Here is a 17,820-nt window from a genome sequence, read left to right as displayed (position 1 = left end):
CGACAGTGAACGAGACGCCAATGTCCGATACGTCATCGCGCGGCTGGCAGCCGGCAACCTCCTATCCAGACCCCGCCATCACCGCCCTCGATCCCCGCTTCGAGAAATACTGGATCAAGCTCGGCGCCGTCGAACGTATCGCCACCGGCCTGCGCTGGGCGGAAGGTCCGGTCTGGTTCGGCGATGGCCGCTATCTGCTCTGCTCCGACATTCCCAACAACCGCATCATTCGCTGGGACGAAGAGACCGGTGCGGTCAGCGATTTCCGCAGGCCGTCGAACTACGCCAACGGCAACACGCGCGACCAGCAGGGCCGGCTGATCACCTGCGAGCATGGCCGCCGCCTGATCCGCACCGAATATGACGGCAGCATCACCGTGCTGATGGACAACTTCGAGGGCAAGCGCCTGAATTCGCCGAATGATGTGGTGGTGAAATCGGACGGCTCGATCTGGTTCACGGATCCCGCCTTTGGCATCCTGAGCGATTACGAAGGCAACAAGGCACCGTCCGAGATCGGCATGAACGTCTATCGCATTGACGGCGAAACGCTGCAGCCGAGCATCGTCGCCGACGACATCCTTGCCCCGAACGGATTGTGCTTTTCGCCGGACGAGACGATCCTCTACATCGTGGAGTCGCGCGGCGTGCCGACACGCAAAATCCTCGCTTACGATGTCGCGCCCGATGGCAAAACGCTTAGAAACAAGCGCATCGCTATCGATGCCGGCCCAGGCACGCCGGACGGCATGCGCTGCGATGTCGACGGCAATCTGTGGTGCGGTTGGGGCATGGGAACGCCTGAACTCGACGGCGTGATGGTGTTCGCGCCGGACGGCACGCCGATCGGGCGGATCGCGCTGCCGGAGCGCTGCGCGAATGTGTGTTTCGGCGGAAGGAAACGTAACCGGCTGTTCATGGCGGCGAGCCAGTCGATCTATGCGGTGTATGTGAACACGCAGGGGGCGCCGGGCGGCTAGTTCCACATCGTAGGGCGGATGAGCGCAGCGTAATCCGCCGGCCGAGGTCATCGCTGAAACTCCGCGGCGGATTACGCCTTCGGCTGATCCGCCCTACGGCTGCAGCAAACAAAAACGCCGGAGCTTTCGCTCCGGCGTTTTCAGTCACGAAGCATGACGCTTCGAGACGCGGTCTTACGCCGCGTCGTAGCCTGCGATGGCCTTGATCTCGAGGAAATCCTCGAGGCCGGCCTTGCCCCATTCACGGCCGTTGCCGGACTGCTTGTAACCGCCGAACGGCGCGGTGCGGTCGTTCGGTGCGCCCTGCAGATTGACATTGCCGGCGCGGATGCGGCGACCGAACTTGCGGGCGGACTCGATGGTGTCGGCCGAGACATAGCCAGCGAGGCCATACGGTGTGTCATTGGCAATGCGGAGCGCGTCGGCTTCGTCCTTGGCGCCCATGATCACGAGCACCGGCCCGAAGATTTCCTCGCGGGCAATGGTCATGTTCTCGGTGACATCGGCGAAGATCGTCGGGCGGACATAGAAGCCCTTGTTGACGCCTTCCGGCAGGCCGGGGCCGCCGGCAACCAGCGTCGCGCCTTCGTCGATGCCCTTCTGGATCAGACCCTGGATCTTGTCCCACTGGCCGCGATTGACCACCGGGCCGATCACGGTGCCGTCGGCACGCGGATCGCCGGCCTTGGTCTTGTCGGCCTGGGCCTTCGCGATGGCCGCGATTTCCTTCATCGCGCCTTGCGGCACGATCATGCGCGACGGCGCGTTACACGACTGTCCGGAGTTGTTGAACATGTGCGCGACGCCGCCGGTGACCGCCTTCACATAGTCCGCGCCTTCCAGAATCACGTTCGGCGACTTGCCCCCGAGTTCCTGGCTGACGCGCTTGACGGTGTTGGCGGCGCGCTTGGCGACGTCGATGCCGGCGCGGGTCGAGCCAGTGAACGACACCATGTCGATATCCGGATGCTCGCTCATGGCGACACCAACCTCAGGACCGAGGCCATTCACGAGGTTGAACACGCCCTTCGGCACGCCGGCCTCGTGCAGGACTTCAGCAAAGATGAGAGCCGAGGTCGGGGTGAATTCCGACGGCTTCAGAATCATGGTGCAGCCGGCTGCGATGGCGGGCGCAACCTTGCAGGCGATCTGGTTGAGCGGCCAATTCCACGGCGTGATCATACCGACGACGCCGATCGGCTCCTTGGTGATGACGGCCTGGTTGTGCTTCTCGTCGAACGGATAGGTCTTGAGGACGTCGAGCGTCGCGGTCAGGTGGCCGAGACCGGCACCGGCCTGAAGGCGCTCGGCCATCGGCAGCGGGGCGCCCATCTCGTCGGACACGGCTGCGCCGATATCCTTCATGCGGGCCTTGTAGGCCTCGATGATCTTCTCGAGCAGCGCGACGCGCTCCTCACGGGTGGTCTGCGAGAAAGTCTCGAAGGCCCGCTTGGCGGCGGCAACGGCCTTGTCCACATCGGCCTTGGAGCCGAGGGCAACTTCATACATCGCTTCTTCGGTCGCCGGATTGACGACAGGCGTCGATTTCTTGACGACGGGATCGACCCAGGCGCCGTCAATGTAGAATTGCATGCGGTTGACCATTGGTAACCTCTTTGAGTTCGGGAGCGTCTTTTGTTGAACGCCAGTGATGACGGCTCGTGTGGGACAACGGCCTGCGCGGCAAGCATCCTTGCGCGATCATTCCGCCTGATGAACCCGCCATGCACGGGATGTCGCGTGGATACGACGGCCAGCATTTAAGTGCAGTCCCATGGCTGGAGCAAGACCTGCCACATTGTGCATGTTCCAAATTCAAAAATGCCGCAGCTGAACAAAGTGTGCAGCGCAGCAATCACAGTTGGTCATTTCACGCGCAAGGTCACCGGCGCGTCGGGATCGACTTCGTCATCCGCCATGGTGGAGATCGGCGACATCGGCGTGTCGCGCAGGCGCTTGAGGCCGAGATAGCGCTCGCGCAGGATGACGAAGATGCCGGCACCTGCGACGATCACGGCACCGAAGACGACATAGGTTGTCGGCACTTCGCCGAACATCCAGTAGCCGAGCAGGAAGGCCCACAGCATCGCCGTGTAGTCGAACGGCGCGAGAAAGGACGCCGGCGCATAGCGATAGCTTTCGGTGAACAGCATCTGTCCGAGGCCCCCACAAACGCCGATGCCGACCAGCAGCGCCAGCTCGAAATGCGATGGCCAGACCCAGCCGAATGGCGCCGTCAGCAGCGACGCGGCCATCACGATCAAGGTCATGATGATCACGATGGCGGACGAGGATTCCGTCGCGGTGAGCCGCCGGATCTGGATGGTGGCGCCGCCAGAGGTAAACGCGTTGAGCAACGCGAGGCCGAGACCGACCATCATCGAACCGGTGATCGCGGCGTGGTTCTGGAAATACGGCGACAGCATGAGGATGACGCCGGAGAAACCGACCACCACCGCCGACCAGCGATAGACGTAGACCTTTTCCTTGAGAAAGATCGCCGCGAAGACCACGGTGATCAACGGTGCGATGAAGGCGATGGCGGTGACGTCGGCAATCGGCAGCCGTGCCAGCGCGCCGAATGTGCAGAAGGTGCCGATGACGCTGAACGAGCCGCGGACCAGATGGGCGGAGAACCGCGTGGTGCGGGCGGCATCGCCGAGCTGCCCGCGCCAGCCGAAAAACAGCAGGATCGGGATCAGCGCAAACAGGCCACGGCAGAACACAATCTCGCCGAGCGGGATGGCAGTGCCGAGATAGCGCCCCTGCGCGCCCATAATGGCAAAGGCCATGGTGCTGGCAATTTTCAGCGACACGGCTTTGAAGATGTTCATGAGGCGCGGGAGATCAAAATTCCAAGAATCGCTGTTTGCGAGGTGCCGCATCACACAAACACGTGAGTCGGCGCACGAAAACCACCACGGGGACATGGCTTGGCGGGTGTCCATGCGTGGGAGGGCGAAGCTGATCCCTGTCACCGCCCGCGAAAGCGGGTGGTCCAGTACACGCTGGCGTTGGCGATCAAAACGAAAGAGCGGTGTCTACTGGATCCCCGCTTTCGCGGGGATGACAACCGAGCGGACGGGTGGACGCTGCCCTACCCCTTCCTGGCCGGCTTGGGCGGCCCCTCCACCGCCGGCAGCGACTTCAGATAGATCGCCATGGCGGCCCGGTCGTCGTCGTCGAGCTGCGTGGTGTTGCGGATGACCGGGGCCATGGAACCGCCCGCCGTGTCGCCCTCCGGCGTCTCGCCCGTCTTCAGGAAATAGGCGATGTCCTTTTCGCTCCAGTCCTTGAGGCCTCTCTGGGTGATGTTGGGCACCCAGCCCTGCCCTTCGGGATTGGGACCGCCGGCGAAGCGCTGTTTCTCCTCGAGGCCGCCGAGAACATTACGCGGACTGTGACACTCGGCACAGTGACCGAGCGCGTTCACGAGATAGGCGCCGCGATTCCATTGCGGCGATTTCGAACTGTCGGCGACGAACGGCTTGCCGTCGAGGAACAGCCACTTCCAGACGCCGAGATTGCGGCGAAGGTCGAACGGAAAGCCGACGTCATGATCCGGCGCCTTGCCCGCGACCTGCGGCAGCGTCTTGATATAGGCGAACAAGTCGCGCGCATCGCCTGAGGTCATCTTCTGATACGAGGTGTAGGGGAAAGCCGGGAAGTAATGCTCGCCCTTCGGCGACGTCCCCTTCAACAGCGCCGTGACGAAATCCGCGTCGCTCCAGCGGCCGATGCCGGCAGTCGGATCTGGCGAGATGTTCGGCGCGTAGAAGGTGCCGAACGGCGATGTCAGCGGCAGACCACCGCCAAGCCTCAGCTTGTCATCCTGCTTGGGCGTCGCATGACATGACGCACAGCCGCCGGCGTTGAACACCAGCTTGCCATTGGCGACATCGGGCGTGTGCGCCGGCAGCGTGCTGGCTGCGACCGTGGCCGGAATCGTCAGCCACCAATAGGCGCCGAGGCCGACGGCAAAGAAAAAGGCAAAAAGGATGAGGAAGCGCTTCAGCACGCGGAGGCCTGTCATTCTGGAAGATAAAACCACTGCGCTGAAACTCCGCCCTCATGGTGAGGAGGCGTTCTCGCGTGAGAACGCCGTCTCGAACCATGTATCGCTTAGGCGACCATCCCCAGCGAATGGCGACGCCATTCGCTGGGAGACGCGGCCGATGGCCGCTCCTCAGGATGAAGGCAGAGCTTTGCTCAGCTCTTCAGCCGATAATTCTCATGGCAGCTGCCGCACTGCTTGCCGATGGCGCCGACATTGGCCTTGAGGCTGTCGAGATCCTTCACCTTGGCCTTCGTATCCGCAACGGCCTTGCTGAAGTCCGCGATATGCGCGGCGAAGCCCGCCTTGTCGTCCCACACCTTTGGCGAGGCGGAATATTCGTTGCCTTCCTTCAGGCCCTTGGTGCTGTCCGGAAACAGCGCCGGGAGCTTGGTGGCGGTCTCGGTCAGGGTCGCGAAGGCGGCATCGACGGCGGCCTGGTCATAGGGCTTGTCGCCCTTTGCGATGGCGCTGAGCGTGCCGCCAAGCGCGCGGCCGGTGGCCTTCATCTGAGTCTGACGGTCCTTGACGATATCCTGCTGAGCCGAGACGGCGCCGGCCCCGAGCACAAGGGCGCTGGCGACGAGAAATACGTATTTCATCAAGACCTTCCTTCTTTGGAATTCGACCAAGGGTAATGTGCAATATTCGTGTGAACCCCGCCTGACACCGGCTATTCCGGCGCGGCGATGCGACAGTCTGTCAGAGGGTGTGAAGCCGCTCCTGCTCGCGGATCGCCATCCAGACCCGCTCGGGGGTGGCTGGCATATCGATATGCTCGATCTTGTATTCGCGATGCAGGCCTTCGATGATCGCGTTCATGATCGCCGGACAGGAACCGATGGCCCCGGCCTCGCCTGCTCCCTTCACGCCCATCGGATTGGTCGTGCACGGAATGTTGTGCGTCTCGAACGAGAACGTGGCGCCATCCGCCGCGCGGGGCAGCGCGTAGTCCATGAACGTGCCGGTGACGAGCTGGCCGTCATGGGGATCGTAGACCGCCCGCTCCATCAACGCCTGACCAATGCCCTGCATGGTGCCGCCATGGACCTGGCCCGCCAGCAGCAGCGGATTCAGCGTGACGCCGAAATCATCGACAATGACGTAATTGACGATTCGGATCTTGCCGGTGGATGGATCGATTTCGACTTCCACCAAATGGGTGCCGTTGGGGAATGTGCCGTCGGCACTGCTGAACGTCTCGCTCGCATTCAGCTTAGACGGATCGGTCTTCCGCGCGAGATCGGCGAAGGATACTGAGCGATCGGTACCGGCAATGCGCACGACCCCGCCATCGATCTCGAGATCGGCCGTGCTCGTTTCCAGCACGTCCGCAGCCAGCTCTTTCAATTTGATGCCCAGCTGCCTCGTCGCGCGCTGAACGCTGACGCCGCCGGACGGGATCGAGGCCGAGCCGCCGGTGCCGAGACCGGTCGCCACCTTCGCGGTATCTCCCTGGATGATATGCACCCGCTCCGGCGCGACGCCGAACTGTTCCGCAACGATCTGCGCATAAGCGGTGTGATGGCCCTGCCCGGTCGATTGCGTGCCGATCAGGATGGTGATGTCGCCATCGGCACCAACCGCGACATTGGCGGTCTCCTCGCCCATGGTGCCGCAGACTTCCACATAAGTCGCCATGCCGATGCCACGAACGAGTCCTTCCTTCCTGGCAGCCTTGGCGCGCTTCGGAAACTCCTTCCAAGCCGCCACATCCATCGCGCGCTTCATATGCGCGGTGAAATCGCCGCTGTCGTAAACCTTGCCGGTTGCCGTCGTATAAGGCATCGCCTTCGGCGGAATGAAATTCTTGCGGCGGATGGCATCGGGCGACATGCCGAGCTTGCGCGCGCACTGATCGACAAGACGCTCGACGACATAGGCCGCTTCGGGGCGGCCGGCGCCGCGATAGGCATCCACCGGCACCGAATTGGTGAAGATGGTGCGGACGCGGCAATGGAATGCCTGGATGTCGTAGAGGCCCGGCAGCATGCCGGCGCCGCCGTGCGGGATATAGGGACCAAAGGTCGAGAGATAGGCCCCCATATCGGCCATCAGGTCGACATCCATGGCGAGAAACTTGCCGTCCTCGCTCAGCGCCATGCGGGCGTGAGTGACGTTGTCGCGGCCCTGCGCATCGCCGAGGAAGTGGTCGGTGCGATCGGCGGCCCATTTGACGTTCTTGCCGAGCTTCTTGGCGGCAAACGCCACCAGCGCATATTCGCGATAGGGAAACAGCCTCGTACCGAAACCGCCGCCGACATCGGGGCAGATCACGCGCATCTTGTCCTTCGGCATCTTCAGGACGTTGTCGCAGAGGATGTCACGCAAACGATGACTGCCCTGGCTGCCGATGGTCAGCGTCATGTGATCGCGCTTGGCGTCGTATTCGCAGATCGCCGCGCGGGTCTCCATATAGTTGATGACCACGCGCGGATTCACGATCTTCACTTCGGCCGTCACAGGCGCCTTGGCGAAGATCTCATCCACCTTCTTCTTGTCGCCGATGGGGACGTCAAACAGGACGTTGCCGGCATGCTTCTCCCATACCTGCGGTGCGCCCTTGGCAACCGCATTCACGACACCGTTCACCGACGGGAGAGTCTTCCACTCCACCGCGATCGCTTCGATGGCGTCGCGCGCCTGCTCGACCGTCTCGGCGACGATGAAAGCGACGGCATCGCCGACATGGCGTACTTCCCGGGCGGTCAGGATGGGATATTCCGGACCGGTGAACGGATTGTCCTCAAGGTTGAACAGACAGGGCAGCCCGCCGAGATCCTTGGTGTCTTCGGCAGTCAGGATCGCAGCAACACCCGGCATGGCATGGGCTGCGCTCGCATCGATGGTGAAAGTGGCGTGGGCATGAGGCGAGCGCAACACGAGAGCGTGGAGCGTCGAGGGAGCATGATCGTCGGTATAACGGCCACGGCCGCGGATCAGGGCGTCATCTTCCTTGCGCAGGACGCTCTGTCCGACGCCGAACTTGATGGGAGCCGCCTTGATAGAATCCGCCTTGATAGAAGCCATGGGTCCTCCGACTGCAATTTAGAAACAGTCTACACAGCCGTCGGAGAGCGGCAAGTGGGCGGCGCAGCATGGCGATCACAGTATCGTAGGACGGATCAGACGAAGCCGCAATCCACGGGCCGAAGACGTGTGGCGAAGAACGGCGGATGACGCTGTGCGAATCCGCCCTACGGCTGAGCTTATTTCGCCCGTACCAGATCGCGCAGCCAGCCCTTGCCGAACAACGCGAGGATCGAGATGCCGTAGACGACAAACGTCACGACAATAAGGGCGCCCAGCGTCGCTTCGTCGCGGAGCGTGACAACATCAGCGAATTGCTTCGCTGCCAGTTGCGCAATGCCCCACAATGTCGCAGCCAGAACAAGGCCCGCAACAACGAACTTGCCAAGCGCGATCAGGAACGCGCGGTCGAATTCCAGATAACCGGCGCGCATGGCGAAGAAAATCACCAGCAGCAGATTGATCCACGCGCCCGCCGCCGTGCCGAGCGCAAGGCCGATCTGTGCAAGCGAGCCCATGAGCATGATCTTCAGCACGACGTTGACGGCGATGCCGGTGAGTGCGGCGATCATCGGCGTGGTCGTATCCTTGCGGGCGTTAAATGTCGCCACGGCACTGCGGATCATCACAAAGGGAATCAATGCGATGGCGTACGCAGCGAGTGTCGCCGCTGCCACTGCCGCATCGGCTTTGCTGAAGGCGCCGCGGGCGAACATCGCACGCATGATGACATCGGGCACGACCAGAAAGGCAGCCACGAAGGGCAGCGAAAACAGCAGCGTGAACAGGAAAGCGCGGCGCTGCGCGCCCATGGCGCCGAGATGGTCGTTCGCCGCCATCCGCCGCGACATTTCCGGCAACAACACAGTGCCGATGGCGATGCCGATGACGCCGATGGGAAGCTGGTTGAGGCGATCGGCGTAATACAGCGCCGACAGCGCGCCGACCGGCAGGAAGGTCGCGATGATGGTGTCGGCGAACAGCGCGACCTGCGTGCCCATGGAGCCGAGCGTGGCCGGGCCGAGCGCGCGGAAGAAGCCGCGGATGTCCTCGTCCAGCCGCAGCGGGGCAAAGCGCGGCAGGCCGCCATGGCGCTGCAGGTCGCCGGCGAGCAGGAGATATTGCAGCACGCCGGAGATCAGGACGCCCCAGGCTGCGGCATGGCCGGCACTCGGGAAGAATGCCGCGAGCGCAAGCGTCGCCATCATCGAGATGTTGAGGAAAATCGATGCTGCCGCAGCGCTGGCGAAGCGCTGCATCACATTGAGCATGCCGCCATAGAGCGTCACCAGCGTGATCAGAAGGAGATAGGGAAAGGTGATGCGTGTCAGCTCGATCGCCAGGGCGCGCTGGGCGGGATCGTCGGTGAAGCCCGGCGCGAGAATGCTCATGGCTTGCGGCATGAACACGATGGCAAGCACCAGCAGCACCACCTGCGAGGCGAACAGCAGCGTAAAAATGCGATCGGCGAACAGATGCGCGGCGTCCTGGCCGCCCTTCCCGCTTACATGCGCATAGGCCGGCACGAACGCGGCGTTGAAGGCGCCCTCGGCGAAGATGGCTCGGAAATGATTGGGCAACCGTAGTGCGACGAAGAACGCATCCGCCACGGGGCCGGCACCGAGAATCGCTGCGAGCATGATATCGCGCGCGAACCCGGTGATCCGCGAAAGCAGCGTATATCCGCCGACGGTGAAAATGCGTGCGAGCATGCGTTGATTGTAGTGATCCCGTCTCCGTTGTCGTCACCCGGCTTGACCGGGTGACCCAGTATACACAGGTAGCGGTGTGTCACACGAGCGATGCCGCATACTGGATCGCCCGCTCCAAGCACGCAATTGCGCGCCAGGGCCGGCAATGACAATCGATGGGGGTGGCGGCTGCCAAAAGCCTTACGCCAGCGCGTCGCGCACGGCCTGAATGACGCGTTCCTGGGTAGCCTCGTCGAGATAGGCGTGCACCGGCAGGCTGATGACATCGGCAGACAACGCCTCGGACACCGGCAGGCCGCCATCGACCACCGGATAGTCCTTGTACGCCGTCTGCATATGCATCGACTTCGCGTAATAGATCGCCGTCGGCACGCCCTGCGCCTTCAGCGCATTGGTAAAGGCATCGCGATCCGTCCCCTTGGGCAGGCGAATGGTGTAGCAGGCCCAGATCGATGTATTGCCGTCGGCCACCCGCGGCACCGTCACGACGTTACCGAGACTGCGGGCGTAGCGATCGGCGACCTTGTTGCGGGCGGCGATCTCGTCGTCGAAAATCTTCAGCTTCTCGAGCAGCACCGCGGCCTGAATGGTGTCGAGGCGACCGGTGATGCCGAGACGAACATTGTCGTATTTGTCGGAGCCCTGACCGTGGATACGGATGCTGCGCAGGGTCTCGGCAAGCTGATCGTCATCGGTGAAGATCGCGCCGCCATCGCCGAAGCAGCCGAGCGGCTTGGCCGGGAAGAAGCTGGTGGTGGTCGCGAGTGCCGAGGTGCCGATACGCTTGCCCTTATAGGTGGCGCCGAAGGCCTGCGCGCCGTCCTCGAGCACGAACATGCCCTCGGCGTCGGCAATTGCCCCCACGGCGTCGAGATCGGCGGGCTGACCGAACAGATCGACTGGAATGATCGCTTTCGGCTTGAGACCGGCCTTCTTCGCAGCAGCGATGCCGCGCTTGACCGACTCCACGCTGATATTGAACGTCACCTCATCGACATCGACAAAGACAGGCGATGCGCCGACCAGCGCCACAGCCTCACCCGTCGCGCAGAAAGTGAAGGACGGGCACAGCACGGCATCGCCGGGACCGATCTGCTTGGCCATCAGCACCATCACCAGCGCATCGGTGCCGCTGGCACAGCTGATTACATGCCGAGCGCCGCAATATTTTGCGAGCTCGGCCTCGAGCTTGGTCACCTCCGGGCCATTGATGAACTGGCAGTGATCGAGCACGCGGGTGACGGCTTCGTCGACCGACGAACCCAGACGCCGACGCTGGGCATTGAGATCGATGAACGGAACAGGAGTGTGCTGGTTCATTGCAGGGCCTAAAAGAGGAGCTGTTGAATCGAAGCCGGCGCCGAGAGGGCGCCGGAGAGACGGGATGCCGAACTAGCCAGCGACCTTACGTGCTGCCGCGCGCGGCGCGGTGGCGGCCTGGGTCTTGGGCGCCTCCAGGCACTGGATCGCGATTTCGAGCGAGGCGACGCCCTCCTCGCCCGTCACGGCCGGCACGCCACCCGTGCGCACGGCATCGAGGAAGGCATTGAGCTCGGCGCGCAGCGGCTCGTCCTGGCCGACCGGCAAGTGGCGCATGGAATAGCTGCCGTCCGTCTTGAAACCGAAGCATTCGGTGACCTGACGGGTGAGCAGATCGCCCATCACATATTTGCCGCGCGTCGCCACGGTCACGGTGCGCGCCTTGAACGGCGTCAGCCAGTTGGTGTTGATGTGCGCGAGCACGCCCGAGGCGGTGCGGAACTGGAGCAGCGCGATGTCCTCGCGCTCGGCCACGGCCGAGGCAAGCTGCGGCTGCACATCGACGATGTCGCTTTCGGTGAACCAGCGGATCAGATCAATGTCATGCACCGCAAGATCAATGACAACACCGACATTGGACATACGCGGCGGGAACGGGCCGACACGGGTGATACCGATCGAGAGAATGTCCTCACCGGCGATGGCCTTCTTGACGGCAGCCACAGCGGGATTGAAGCGCTCCACGTGACCGACCATCAGGGTGACGCCGGCCTTGTTTGCGGCGGCGACGATCTCGCGCCCCTCTTCCACCGTCGAAGCCACCGGCTTCTCGACGAGGACATGAATGCCTCTGGCGATGCAAGCGAGCGCGATCTCGTGATGCAGATGCGTGGGCGCGGCAATACTCACGGCATCGACGCCAACCGCAAACAACGCATCGAGATCCGCAAATGTTTTGCAGCCGATGTGGTTCTCCGCTCGGGTCCGATGCTCAGCCAAGGGGTCGACAATGCCGACCATCTCGACACCGGGCAGTCCGGCCAACACGCGACCGTGATTCGTCCCCATGATGCCGGCGCCGATCACGCCGACACGCAACACGCGCGCCTGATCGCCGCCAACTGCTTTGGAACCGCTCGAAACCATCCTCTAATCCCACCAAATCACGCCCATCCCAGCGTGTGCCGGTGTCCTAACATGACGCCACAAATGTGGCGATGCAGCAAAAAGGAGTTTCAAACACGTTTTAAGTCAGAGAATTACAGATGAATTGGTCCGCAGACCGGCCTGTTCGCCTTATTTTACAATCGCGTTCTCGGCTAACCGTCCCTGGCCGGATGCGCCTTGCGATGCCACGCCCAAGCGGTACGCACGATGGTGGCAAGATCCGATGACACAGGGCGGAAGCCAAGTACATCGAAGGCCGCCGACGGATCGGCCACCAGGAATTCAGGATCACCGGCGCGGCGCTCGCGGATCACGTAGGGCACAGCACGACCTGCCTCCTGCTCGATCGCCTTGAGAATTTGCAGCACCGAGAAACCACTGCCGGTCCCGAGGTTGAACGCGCCCCCCGCATGACCGCCCAGCAAATGTTTCAATGCGAGGATGTGGGCGGCGGCAAGGTCGGCGACATGGATGTAGTCGCGGATCGCGGTGCCGTCGGGGGTCGCGTAATCGTCGCCAAACACGGAAAAATCCACATGCCCCTGCAGCGCCATCATGGCGCGCGGGATCAGATGTGTTTCCGGGTCGCGCAACTCGCCGATATCGCCGCCAGGATCATCGCCGCAGGCATTGAAGTAACGCAGGCTGAACGAATGAAGCCCGTAGGCACGGCGATAATCCGCCAGTACCTGTTCGATCATCCACTTGCTCATGCCGTAAGGATTGATCGGCCGGCCTGCCGCCGCCTCGGCGATCGGCTTGCTGTCGGCTTGGCCGTAAACCGCGCCGGTGCTGGAGAAGACGAGCTTCGACACATCGGTCTCGCGCATCGCCTGCAGCAGCCCGAGCGTACCGGCCAGATTGTTCCGATAGTATTTCTGCGGATCGACGACGGACTCGCCGACCGCGCTGAAAGCCGCAAAGTGCATCACGGCGATCACACCGTGGGCGGCAATCGTTTCCGCCACCTTGCGGCTATCACCGATATCGCCGACGACGAGCGGTCCCCATTGGACGAAGGCCTCATGGCCGCTAGACAGATTGTCGTAGCAAACCGGCAAATAGCCGGCTCCATGCAGGGCCTTGCAGCAATGCGCGCCGATATAGCCCGCGCCGCCAGTGACCAGAACGGCTTGCCTCGATACCATCGTGTGAAAGTCCTGTATCCCACTCGCTCGGAGCAAGTGATGTGAAAAAAGGCGACCGCGATATCGGCTGTCGCACTCTATCCGGGCTGAACAATCGTGACGACCATGCCGTCGATCGGAACGAGAAATGCCATGGTCGGCCCATCCGATGGACCCGCACCCGTCAGAGCATGATTGAAGGCGACGATTTCGACATCCGTCGCCTCCCGCGCCGCAAACACCGCAAAATCGCCGAACAGCGGCTTGCCGTGCCGTTTCAGCTCACCGAGGTCGGCGCGAAATTCGGGCAATGCGCAGATGCCGCGTGCCTCCTCGATGCTATCAGCATCGAAAGCCATGATCGGCTGTCCGTCGATTTCGAGAGTAAAAACTTTCACCGGAATGGCTCGGGCAATAAAAGATTACATTCGTGGATGTTTACGCGACGCGCTGCCGGTTATCCATTAAATTAAGAATATGTGGTCGGCAGGCCTCGCCGGTAACCTTGATTGGTTAGGTTAAATCCACGAAGCAATTGAACAATTCCCCGTATTGCGCGCAACTGTGGACATCTGCACGCCGAGGCCACGATGTTCGCCGACAGCCGAAATTATCTGCGCATGCTCAAGCTCAAACCGAGCGCCGAACAGGCCTCAATCTGGCACCTGTGGACGGTATTCATCCCGCGCCGGTCGATCACCGGCCGCCTTGTGCGCGGGCAAGTCTGGCGCCGGCGTGACGGACGGCGATGGATCTACAAGCAATTCGCCAAATATCGCTGAGCGATCTTCCCGTCTCGGGCGCCTGACGCTACGGCTCAGCTTCGCTTGTAATCGTCCTCGATCCGGACGATGTCGTCTTCGCCGAGATAACTGCCGGTCTGCACTTCGATGAGCTCGAGCGAAATCTTGCCGGGATTTTCCAGCCGATGCGTGACGCCGATCGGAATGTAGATCGACTCGTTTTCCTGCATCACCTTCACCTCGTCGTTCAGCGTCACCTTCGCGGTGCCGCGGACGACGATCCAGTGCTCGGAGCGATGGTGATGCATCTGCAGCGACATCCGCTCGCCGGCCTTCACGACGAGGCGCTTGACCTGGTAACGCTCGCCGGTCTCCAGCGCCTGCACCGATCCCCAGGGACGATGTGTCTTGAGATGGTCCTCGGTAACGTGCGGCGCCGCGACCTTCAGCTTCGCCACAAGGCGCTTCAGATTGTTGGCGTCCTTCTGCCGCGACACCAGCACCGCATCTTGCGTGGCGACGACGACGAGATCGTCCACGCCTTCCAGCGCCACGACCGGCCCGTCGCTGGCGACGTTGCAATTCCGCGCGTCCTCGAACACCGCGACGCCCTGCACCGCATTGCCTTGGGCATCTTTATCGGACAACTCCCATACCGCGAGCCAGGACCCTACGTCGGACCAACCGCAGGAAACAGGCACGACGGCGGCCTTCGCCGTTTTCTCCATCACCGCGTAATCCACGGAGATCGCCCGGGCCTTTTTGAACGCGTCAGCATCGAGAGTGAAGAAACCGAGGTCGCGCCCGGCTTTCGCCACAGCATGCGAGATTGTAGCAACGCTGTCTGCATCGACGGTGCGATACTCGTCCAGCAGGGTGGCCGCCCGAAACATGAAATTGCCGCTGTTCCAGAGATAACCGGCTTCGACATAGCGCGTAGCCGTCGGCAGATCGGGCTTCTCGACGAATGTAGCGACGCGCTTCACCTCACCCGAGAGTCCGTCTCCCGGTGAGATGTAGCCGTATTCCACGGCCGGCCGCTCCGGCGTGACGCCGAAGGTAACGATGTGGCCGTTATCGGCCTCGACCAGTCCCGCTCGGCAAGCCGCAACAAAAGCCGGCACGTCACGCACGACATGATCCGCCGCCAAAGCGAGCACCACCGCATCTGGGTCGCGTGCCAGCGCAAAGGCAGCACCGGCCGCAATGGCCGGACCAGAGTCGCGGCGCGCAGGCTCCAGCAGGATGTCGGCTTCACGGCCGATCTCGGCCAGTTGTTCACGCACCATGAAGCGATAGGCCTCGCTGGTGATGACGATAGGACGATCAAACAGCTCGGGATCGGCAATACGTAAAATCGTGTCCTGGAACGTTGAGCGCGGGCCGAATAACGGCAGAAACTGCTTCGGCCGTCCCTCGCGCGACGACGGCCACAACCGCGTGCCGGCTCCGCCACACATGATGAGGGGAATGATGCGCTTGCTCATCGTTCGCATAACCTCTTTGTCGTTCAGGCACGTTACCGGCTTGCGCCGAGATTGCCGTAATGGCCGCGATACCAAGCCACAAACTGCCGGATACCGTCCTCGATGCTGGTATCCGGCTTGAAGCCGACATCGCGCATCAGGTCGTCAACATCCGCAAAGGTTTCTGGCACGTCCCCCGGCTGCATCGGCAGCATAGTCTTGACCGCCTCCAGCCCCAATTCCTTCTCAAGGACCTCGACGACATGCAAGAGATGTTCTGGCTTATGGTTGCCGACATTGTAGATGCGTGCGGGCGCCTCGTCAGTGCCACCCGCAGGTACGTGATCGATCAGCCGCCCGATCACACCGACCACATCATCGACATAGGTGAAATCACGCCGCATGTCACCGTGATTGAACAGTTTGATCGGCTGCTTGTCGATGATCGCTTTGGTGAACAGAAAGATCGCCATATCCGGCCGCCCCCATGGGCCATAGACCGTGAAAAAGCGCAGGCCCGTTGTCGGAAGCCGGTAAAGATGACTATAGGAATGCGCCATCAGCTCGTTCGCCTTCTTGGTGGCAGCATAGAGGCTGATGGGATTGTCGACCCGGTCGCTGACCGAAAACGGCTTCTTCTTGTTCGCACCATAGACCGAGGATGACGAAGCATAGAGCAGGTGCTTGCAGCTATTGTGGCGACAACCTTCGAGGATGTTCAAAAACCCTTCGAGATTGGCGTCGGCATAGGCATGCGGATTGTCAATGGAATAGCGTACGCCGGCCTGGGCAGCGAGATGAATCACCACAGGGAATTTGTGCTCGGCCATCAGCGCCAGCAGACCTGCCCGGTCGGCCAGGTTGGCTTTGACAAAAGTAAAGTTCGGTTCGCCCGCAAGCCGGGCCAACCGAGCTTCCTTCAGTGCGGGGTCGTAATAGTCATTGACGCTGTCGAGGCCGACCACCCTGCGCCCTTCCGACAGCAATTGGCGCGCGACGTGAAAGCCGATGAAGCCCGCGGCTCCGGTAACCAGGATGGAAGATTCAGACATCGCGTCCCCAGAGCTCGGATCAGGCCGCATTGCACAGCCATTCGTGCAGCATTCTCATAGCCAAGAGACCACAAATGCTGCAACCTTTCGGCATCGCAGCATTCGATTGCGTCAGAACCGCGACCGCAAGGCGTGGCCATGCCCGAGAAACCCGCTATGAAGGCGGCCGTGCATAGCTCGCTAAAATCCTCAGAAAACTCCCTCACCCTGTCATCCAGATGTCGTCAACCGAACTGATCGTTTTGTCCGCCGCGCTGGCCGCCGCCGTTCTCGCGCGCCTTTGCATCCAGGCCATCCATCCGCTGCTGATCCGCTACGCACTGGCCCGGCCGAATGCCCGTTCCTCCCACAAGATACCGACGCCGCAGGGCGCCGGCATCGCCGTGATTGCAGCGACGTTGTTCGTGGCAGGGGTTGCGATCGCCTGGTTCGCTGCCATTACGGCGATGCTCTGGGTGCTGTTCGCAGCGACAATCGTCATAGCCGTTGTCGGAGCCGCGGACGATTTGCGGCCGCTGCCCGTCGCACCGCGCTTCGCGCTGCAGGCTTTGTGCGTCGCTGCCACGCTCTCGGCATTGCCGGCCGATCTGCAGATCCTGCCAGTCCTGCCGCTATGGCTCGAACGCGCGGCACTGCTGATCGGCGGATTGTGGTTCGTCAACCTCACCAATTTCATGGACGGTCTCGACTGGATTACCGTTGCCGAAATCGTCCCGGTCACAGCGACCCTGGCTCTCATGGGCCTGTCCGGCGCGCTCTCTCTCCCGGCTGCGCTGATGGCTGCCGCCCTTTGCGGCGCGATGCTGGGCTTTGCTCCCTTCAACAGGCCGGTCGCCAAGATGTTTCTCGGCGATGTCGGCAGCCTGCCCATCGGTCTCCTGCTCGCCTGGTGCCTGCTCCAGCTCGCTTTCGCTGGGCATCTCGTAGCAGCCGTGCTGCTGCCGCTGTACTATCTTTGCGATGCGACCGTGACTCTGCTGCGACGAATGGCGCGAAGCGAGCCGTTCTGGCTCGCCCACCGCTCGCATTTCTACCAGCGGGCAACCGACAACGGCTTTACCGTGATCGAGGTGTCAGGAAATATCCTTGCGTTAAACGTCGTTCTGGCCGCACTGGCGGGACTGTCGATCTATCTCGAGTCTGCACCGGCCAGCATCGGGTTGCTCATTGTCGGCATCGGTGCGACAGCGGCCTTGCTGCGGCGGTTTGCGACACCGCGCACCTAGTTC

Annotated in this window: 15 protein-coding genes; 3 read left to right on the top strand and 12 right to left on the bottom strand. The window is 62.2% G+C overall.

The window, feature by feature from the left end:
• The first annotated feature begins 20 nt into the window (after positions 1–20).
• Entirely contained in the window at positions 21–980 is a 960-nt protein-coding gene (locus tag E0H22_RS09660; RefSeq protein ID WP_233026247.1) for an SMP-30/gluconolactonase/LRE family protein, read from the top strand.
• Between the two features lie 174 nt (positions 981–1,154).
• Here the strand turns inward: E0H22_RS09660 and E0H22_RS09655 are convergent, their stop codons facing one another.
• The 10 genes from E0H22_RS09655 to E0H22_RS09610 all read right to left on the bottom strand — a co-directional run bounded on the left by E0H22_RS09655 (position 1,155) and on the right by E0H22_RS09610 (position 13,728).
• Entirely contained in the window at positions 1,155–2,585 is a 1,431-nt protein-coding gene (locus E0H22_RS09655; RefSeq protein WP_233025433.1) for an aldehyde dehydrogenase family protein, read from the bottom strand.
• Between the two features lie 260 nt (positions 2,586–2,845).
• Positions 2,846–3,814 (bottom strand): DMT family transporter, encoded by a 969-nt coding sequence (locus E0H22_RS09650; protein ID WP_233025432.1) that lies wholly within the window; start codon positions 3,812–3,814, stop codon positions 2,846–2,848.
• A gap of 263 nt (positions 3,815–4,077) precedes the next feature.
• Complete coding sequence (locus E0H22_RS09645; protein ID WP_233025431.1) at positions 4,078–5,013, bottom strand: c-type cytochrome; 936 nt, start codon at positions 5,011–5,013, stop codon at positions 4,078–4,080.
• A 176-nt stretch (positions 5,014–5,189) separates the two neighbouring features.
• Complete coding sequence (locus E0H22_RS09640) at positions 5,190–5,636, bottom strand: c-type cytochrome (protein WP_233025430.1); 447 nt, start codon at positions 5,634–5,636, stop codon at positions 5,190–5,192.
• A 100-nt stretch (positions 5,637–5,736) separates the two neighbouring features.
• Positions 5,737–8,064 carry a xanthine dehydrogenase family protein molybdopterin-binding subunit gene (locus tag E0H22_RS09635; RefSeq protein ID WP_233025429.1) on the bottom strand — a complete coding sequence of 776 codons (2,328 nt, stop codon included), beginning with the start codon at positions 8,062–8,064 and terminating at the stop codon, positions 5,737–5,739.
• A 179-nt stretch (positions 8,065–8,243) separates the two neighbouring features.
• A complete protein-coding gene (murJ, locus tag E0H22_RS09630; RefSeq protein ID WP_233025428.1) occupies positions 8,244–9,776 on the bottom strand; it encodes a murein biosynthesis integral membrane protein MurJ in 1,533 nt (510 codons plus the stop codon).
• Between the two features lie 180 nt (positions 9,777–9,956).
• Positions 9,957–11,096, bottom strand: coding sequence for a DegT/DnrJ/EryC1/StrS family aminotransferase (locus tag E0H22_RS09625; RefSeq protein ID WP_233025427.1), 1,140 nt, complete (start codon positions 11,094–11,096; stop codon positions 9,957–9,959).
• Positions 11,097–11,168: 72 nt separating this feature from the next.
• Complete coding sequence (locus E0H22_RS09620) at positions 11,169–12,182, bottom strand: Gfo/Idh/MocA family protein (RefSeq protein ID WP_233025426.1); 1,014 nt, start codon at positions 12,180–12,182, stop codon at positions 11,169–11,171.
• 173 nt (positions 12,183–12,355) lie between these two features.
• The gene (galE, locus tag E0H22_RS09615; protein WP_233025425.1) at positions 12,356–13,351 is read right to left on the bottom strand and encodes a UDP-glucose 4-epimerase GalE; all 996 of its coding nucleotides are present in this window, start codon (positions 13,349–13,351) and stop codon (positions 12,356–12,358) included.
• Between the two features lie 77 nt (positions 13,352–13,428).
• On the bottom strand, positions 13,429–13,728 hold the full coding sequence (locus E0H22_RS09610) for a hypothetical protein (protein ID WP_233025424.1): 300 nt from the start codon (positions 13,726–13,728) through the stop codon (positions 13,429–13,431).
• A gap of 192 nt (positions 13,729–13,920) precedes the next feature.
• On the opposite strand from E0H22_RS09610, the gene E0H22_RS09605 reads away from it, so the two are divergent.
• Positions 13,921–14,112, top strand: a complete 192-nt coding sequence (locus E0H22_RS09605; RefSeq protein WP_233026626.1) for a hypothetical protein — start codon at positions 13,921–13,923, stop codon at positions 14,110–14,112.
• Between the two features lie 35 nt (positions 14,113–14,147).
• Here E0H22_RS09605 and E0H22_RS09600 read toward each other — a convergent pair whose 3' ends face one another.
• Both E0H22_RS09600 and E0H22_RS09595 read right to left on the bottom strand, forming a co-directional pair.
• Positions 14,148–15,560, bottom strand: a complete 1,413-nt coding sequence (locus E0H22_RS09600) for a mannose-1-phosphate guanylyltransferase/mannose-6-phosphate isomerase (protein WP_233025423.1) — start codon at positions 15,558–15,560, stop codon at positions 14,148–14,150.
• A 32-nt stretch (positions 15,561–15,592) separates the two neighbouring features.
• On the bottom strand, positions 15,593–16,591 hold the full coding sequence (locus E0H22_RS09595; protein WP_233025422.1) for an NAD-dependent epimerase: 999 nt from the start codon (positions 16,589–16,591) through the stop codon (positions 15,593–15,595).
• 218 nt (positions 16,592–16,809) lie between these two features.
• Here E0H22_RS09595 and E0H22_RS09590 point away from each other — a divergent pair, with 218 nt between their 5' ends.
• The gene (locus E0H22_RS09590; RefSeq protein ID WP_233025421.1) at positions 16,810–17,817 is read left to right on the top strand and encodes an MraY family glycosyltransferase; all 1,008 of its coding nucleotides are present in this window, start codon (positions 16,810–16,812) and stop codon (positions 17,815–17,817) included.
• Positions 17,818–17,820: the final 3 nt, after the last annotated feature.

The sequence above is a fragment of the Rhodopseudomonas boonkerdii genome, assembly GCF_021184025.1.
In the GTDB taxonomy this organism is placed as follows: domain Bacteria; phylum Pseudomonadota; class Alphaproteobacteria; order Rhizobiales; family Xanthobacteraceae; genus Tardiphaga; species Tardiphaga boonkerdii.
The sequence above is the reverse complement of the archived record's forward strand: the minus strand, read 5'-3'. Positions and strand labels throughout refer to the sequence as shown.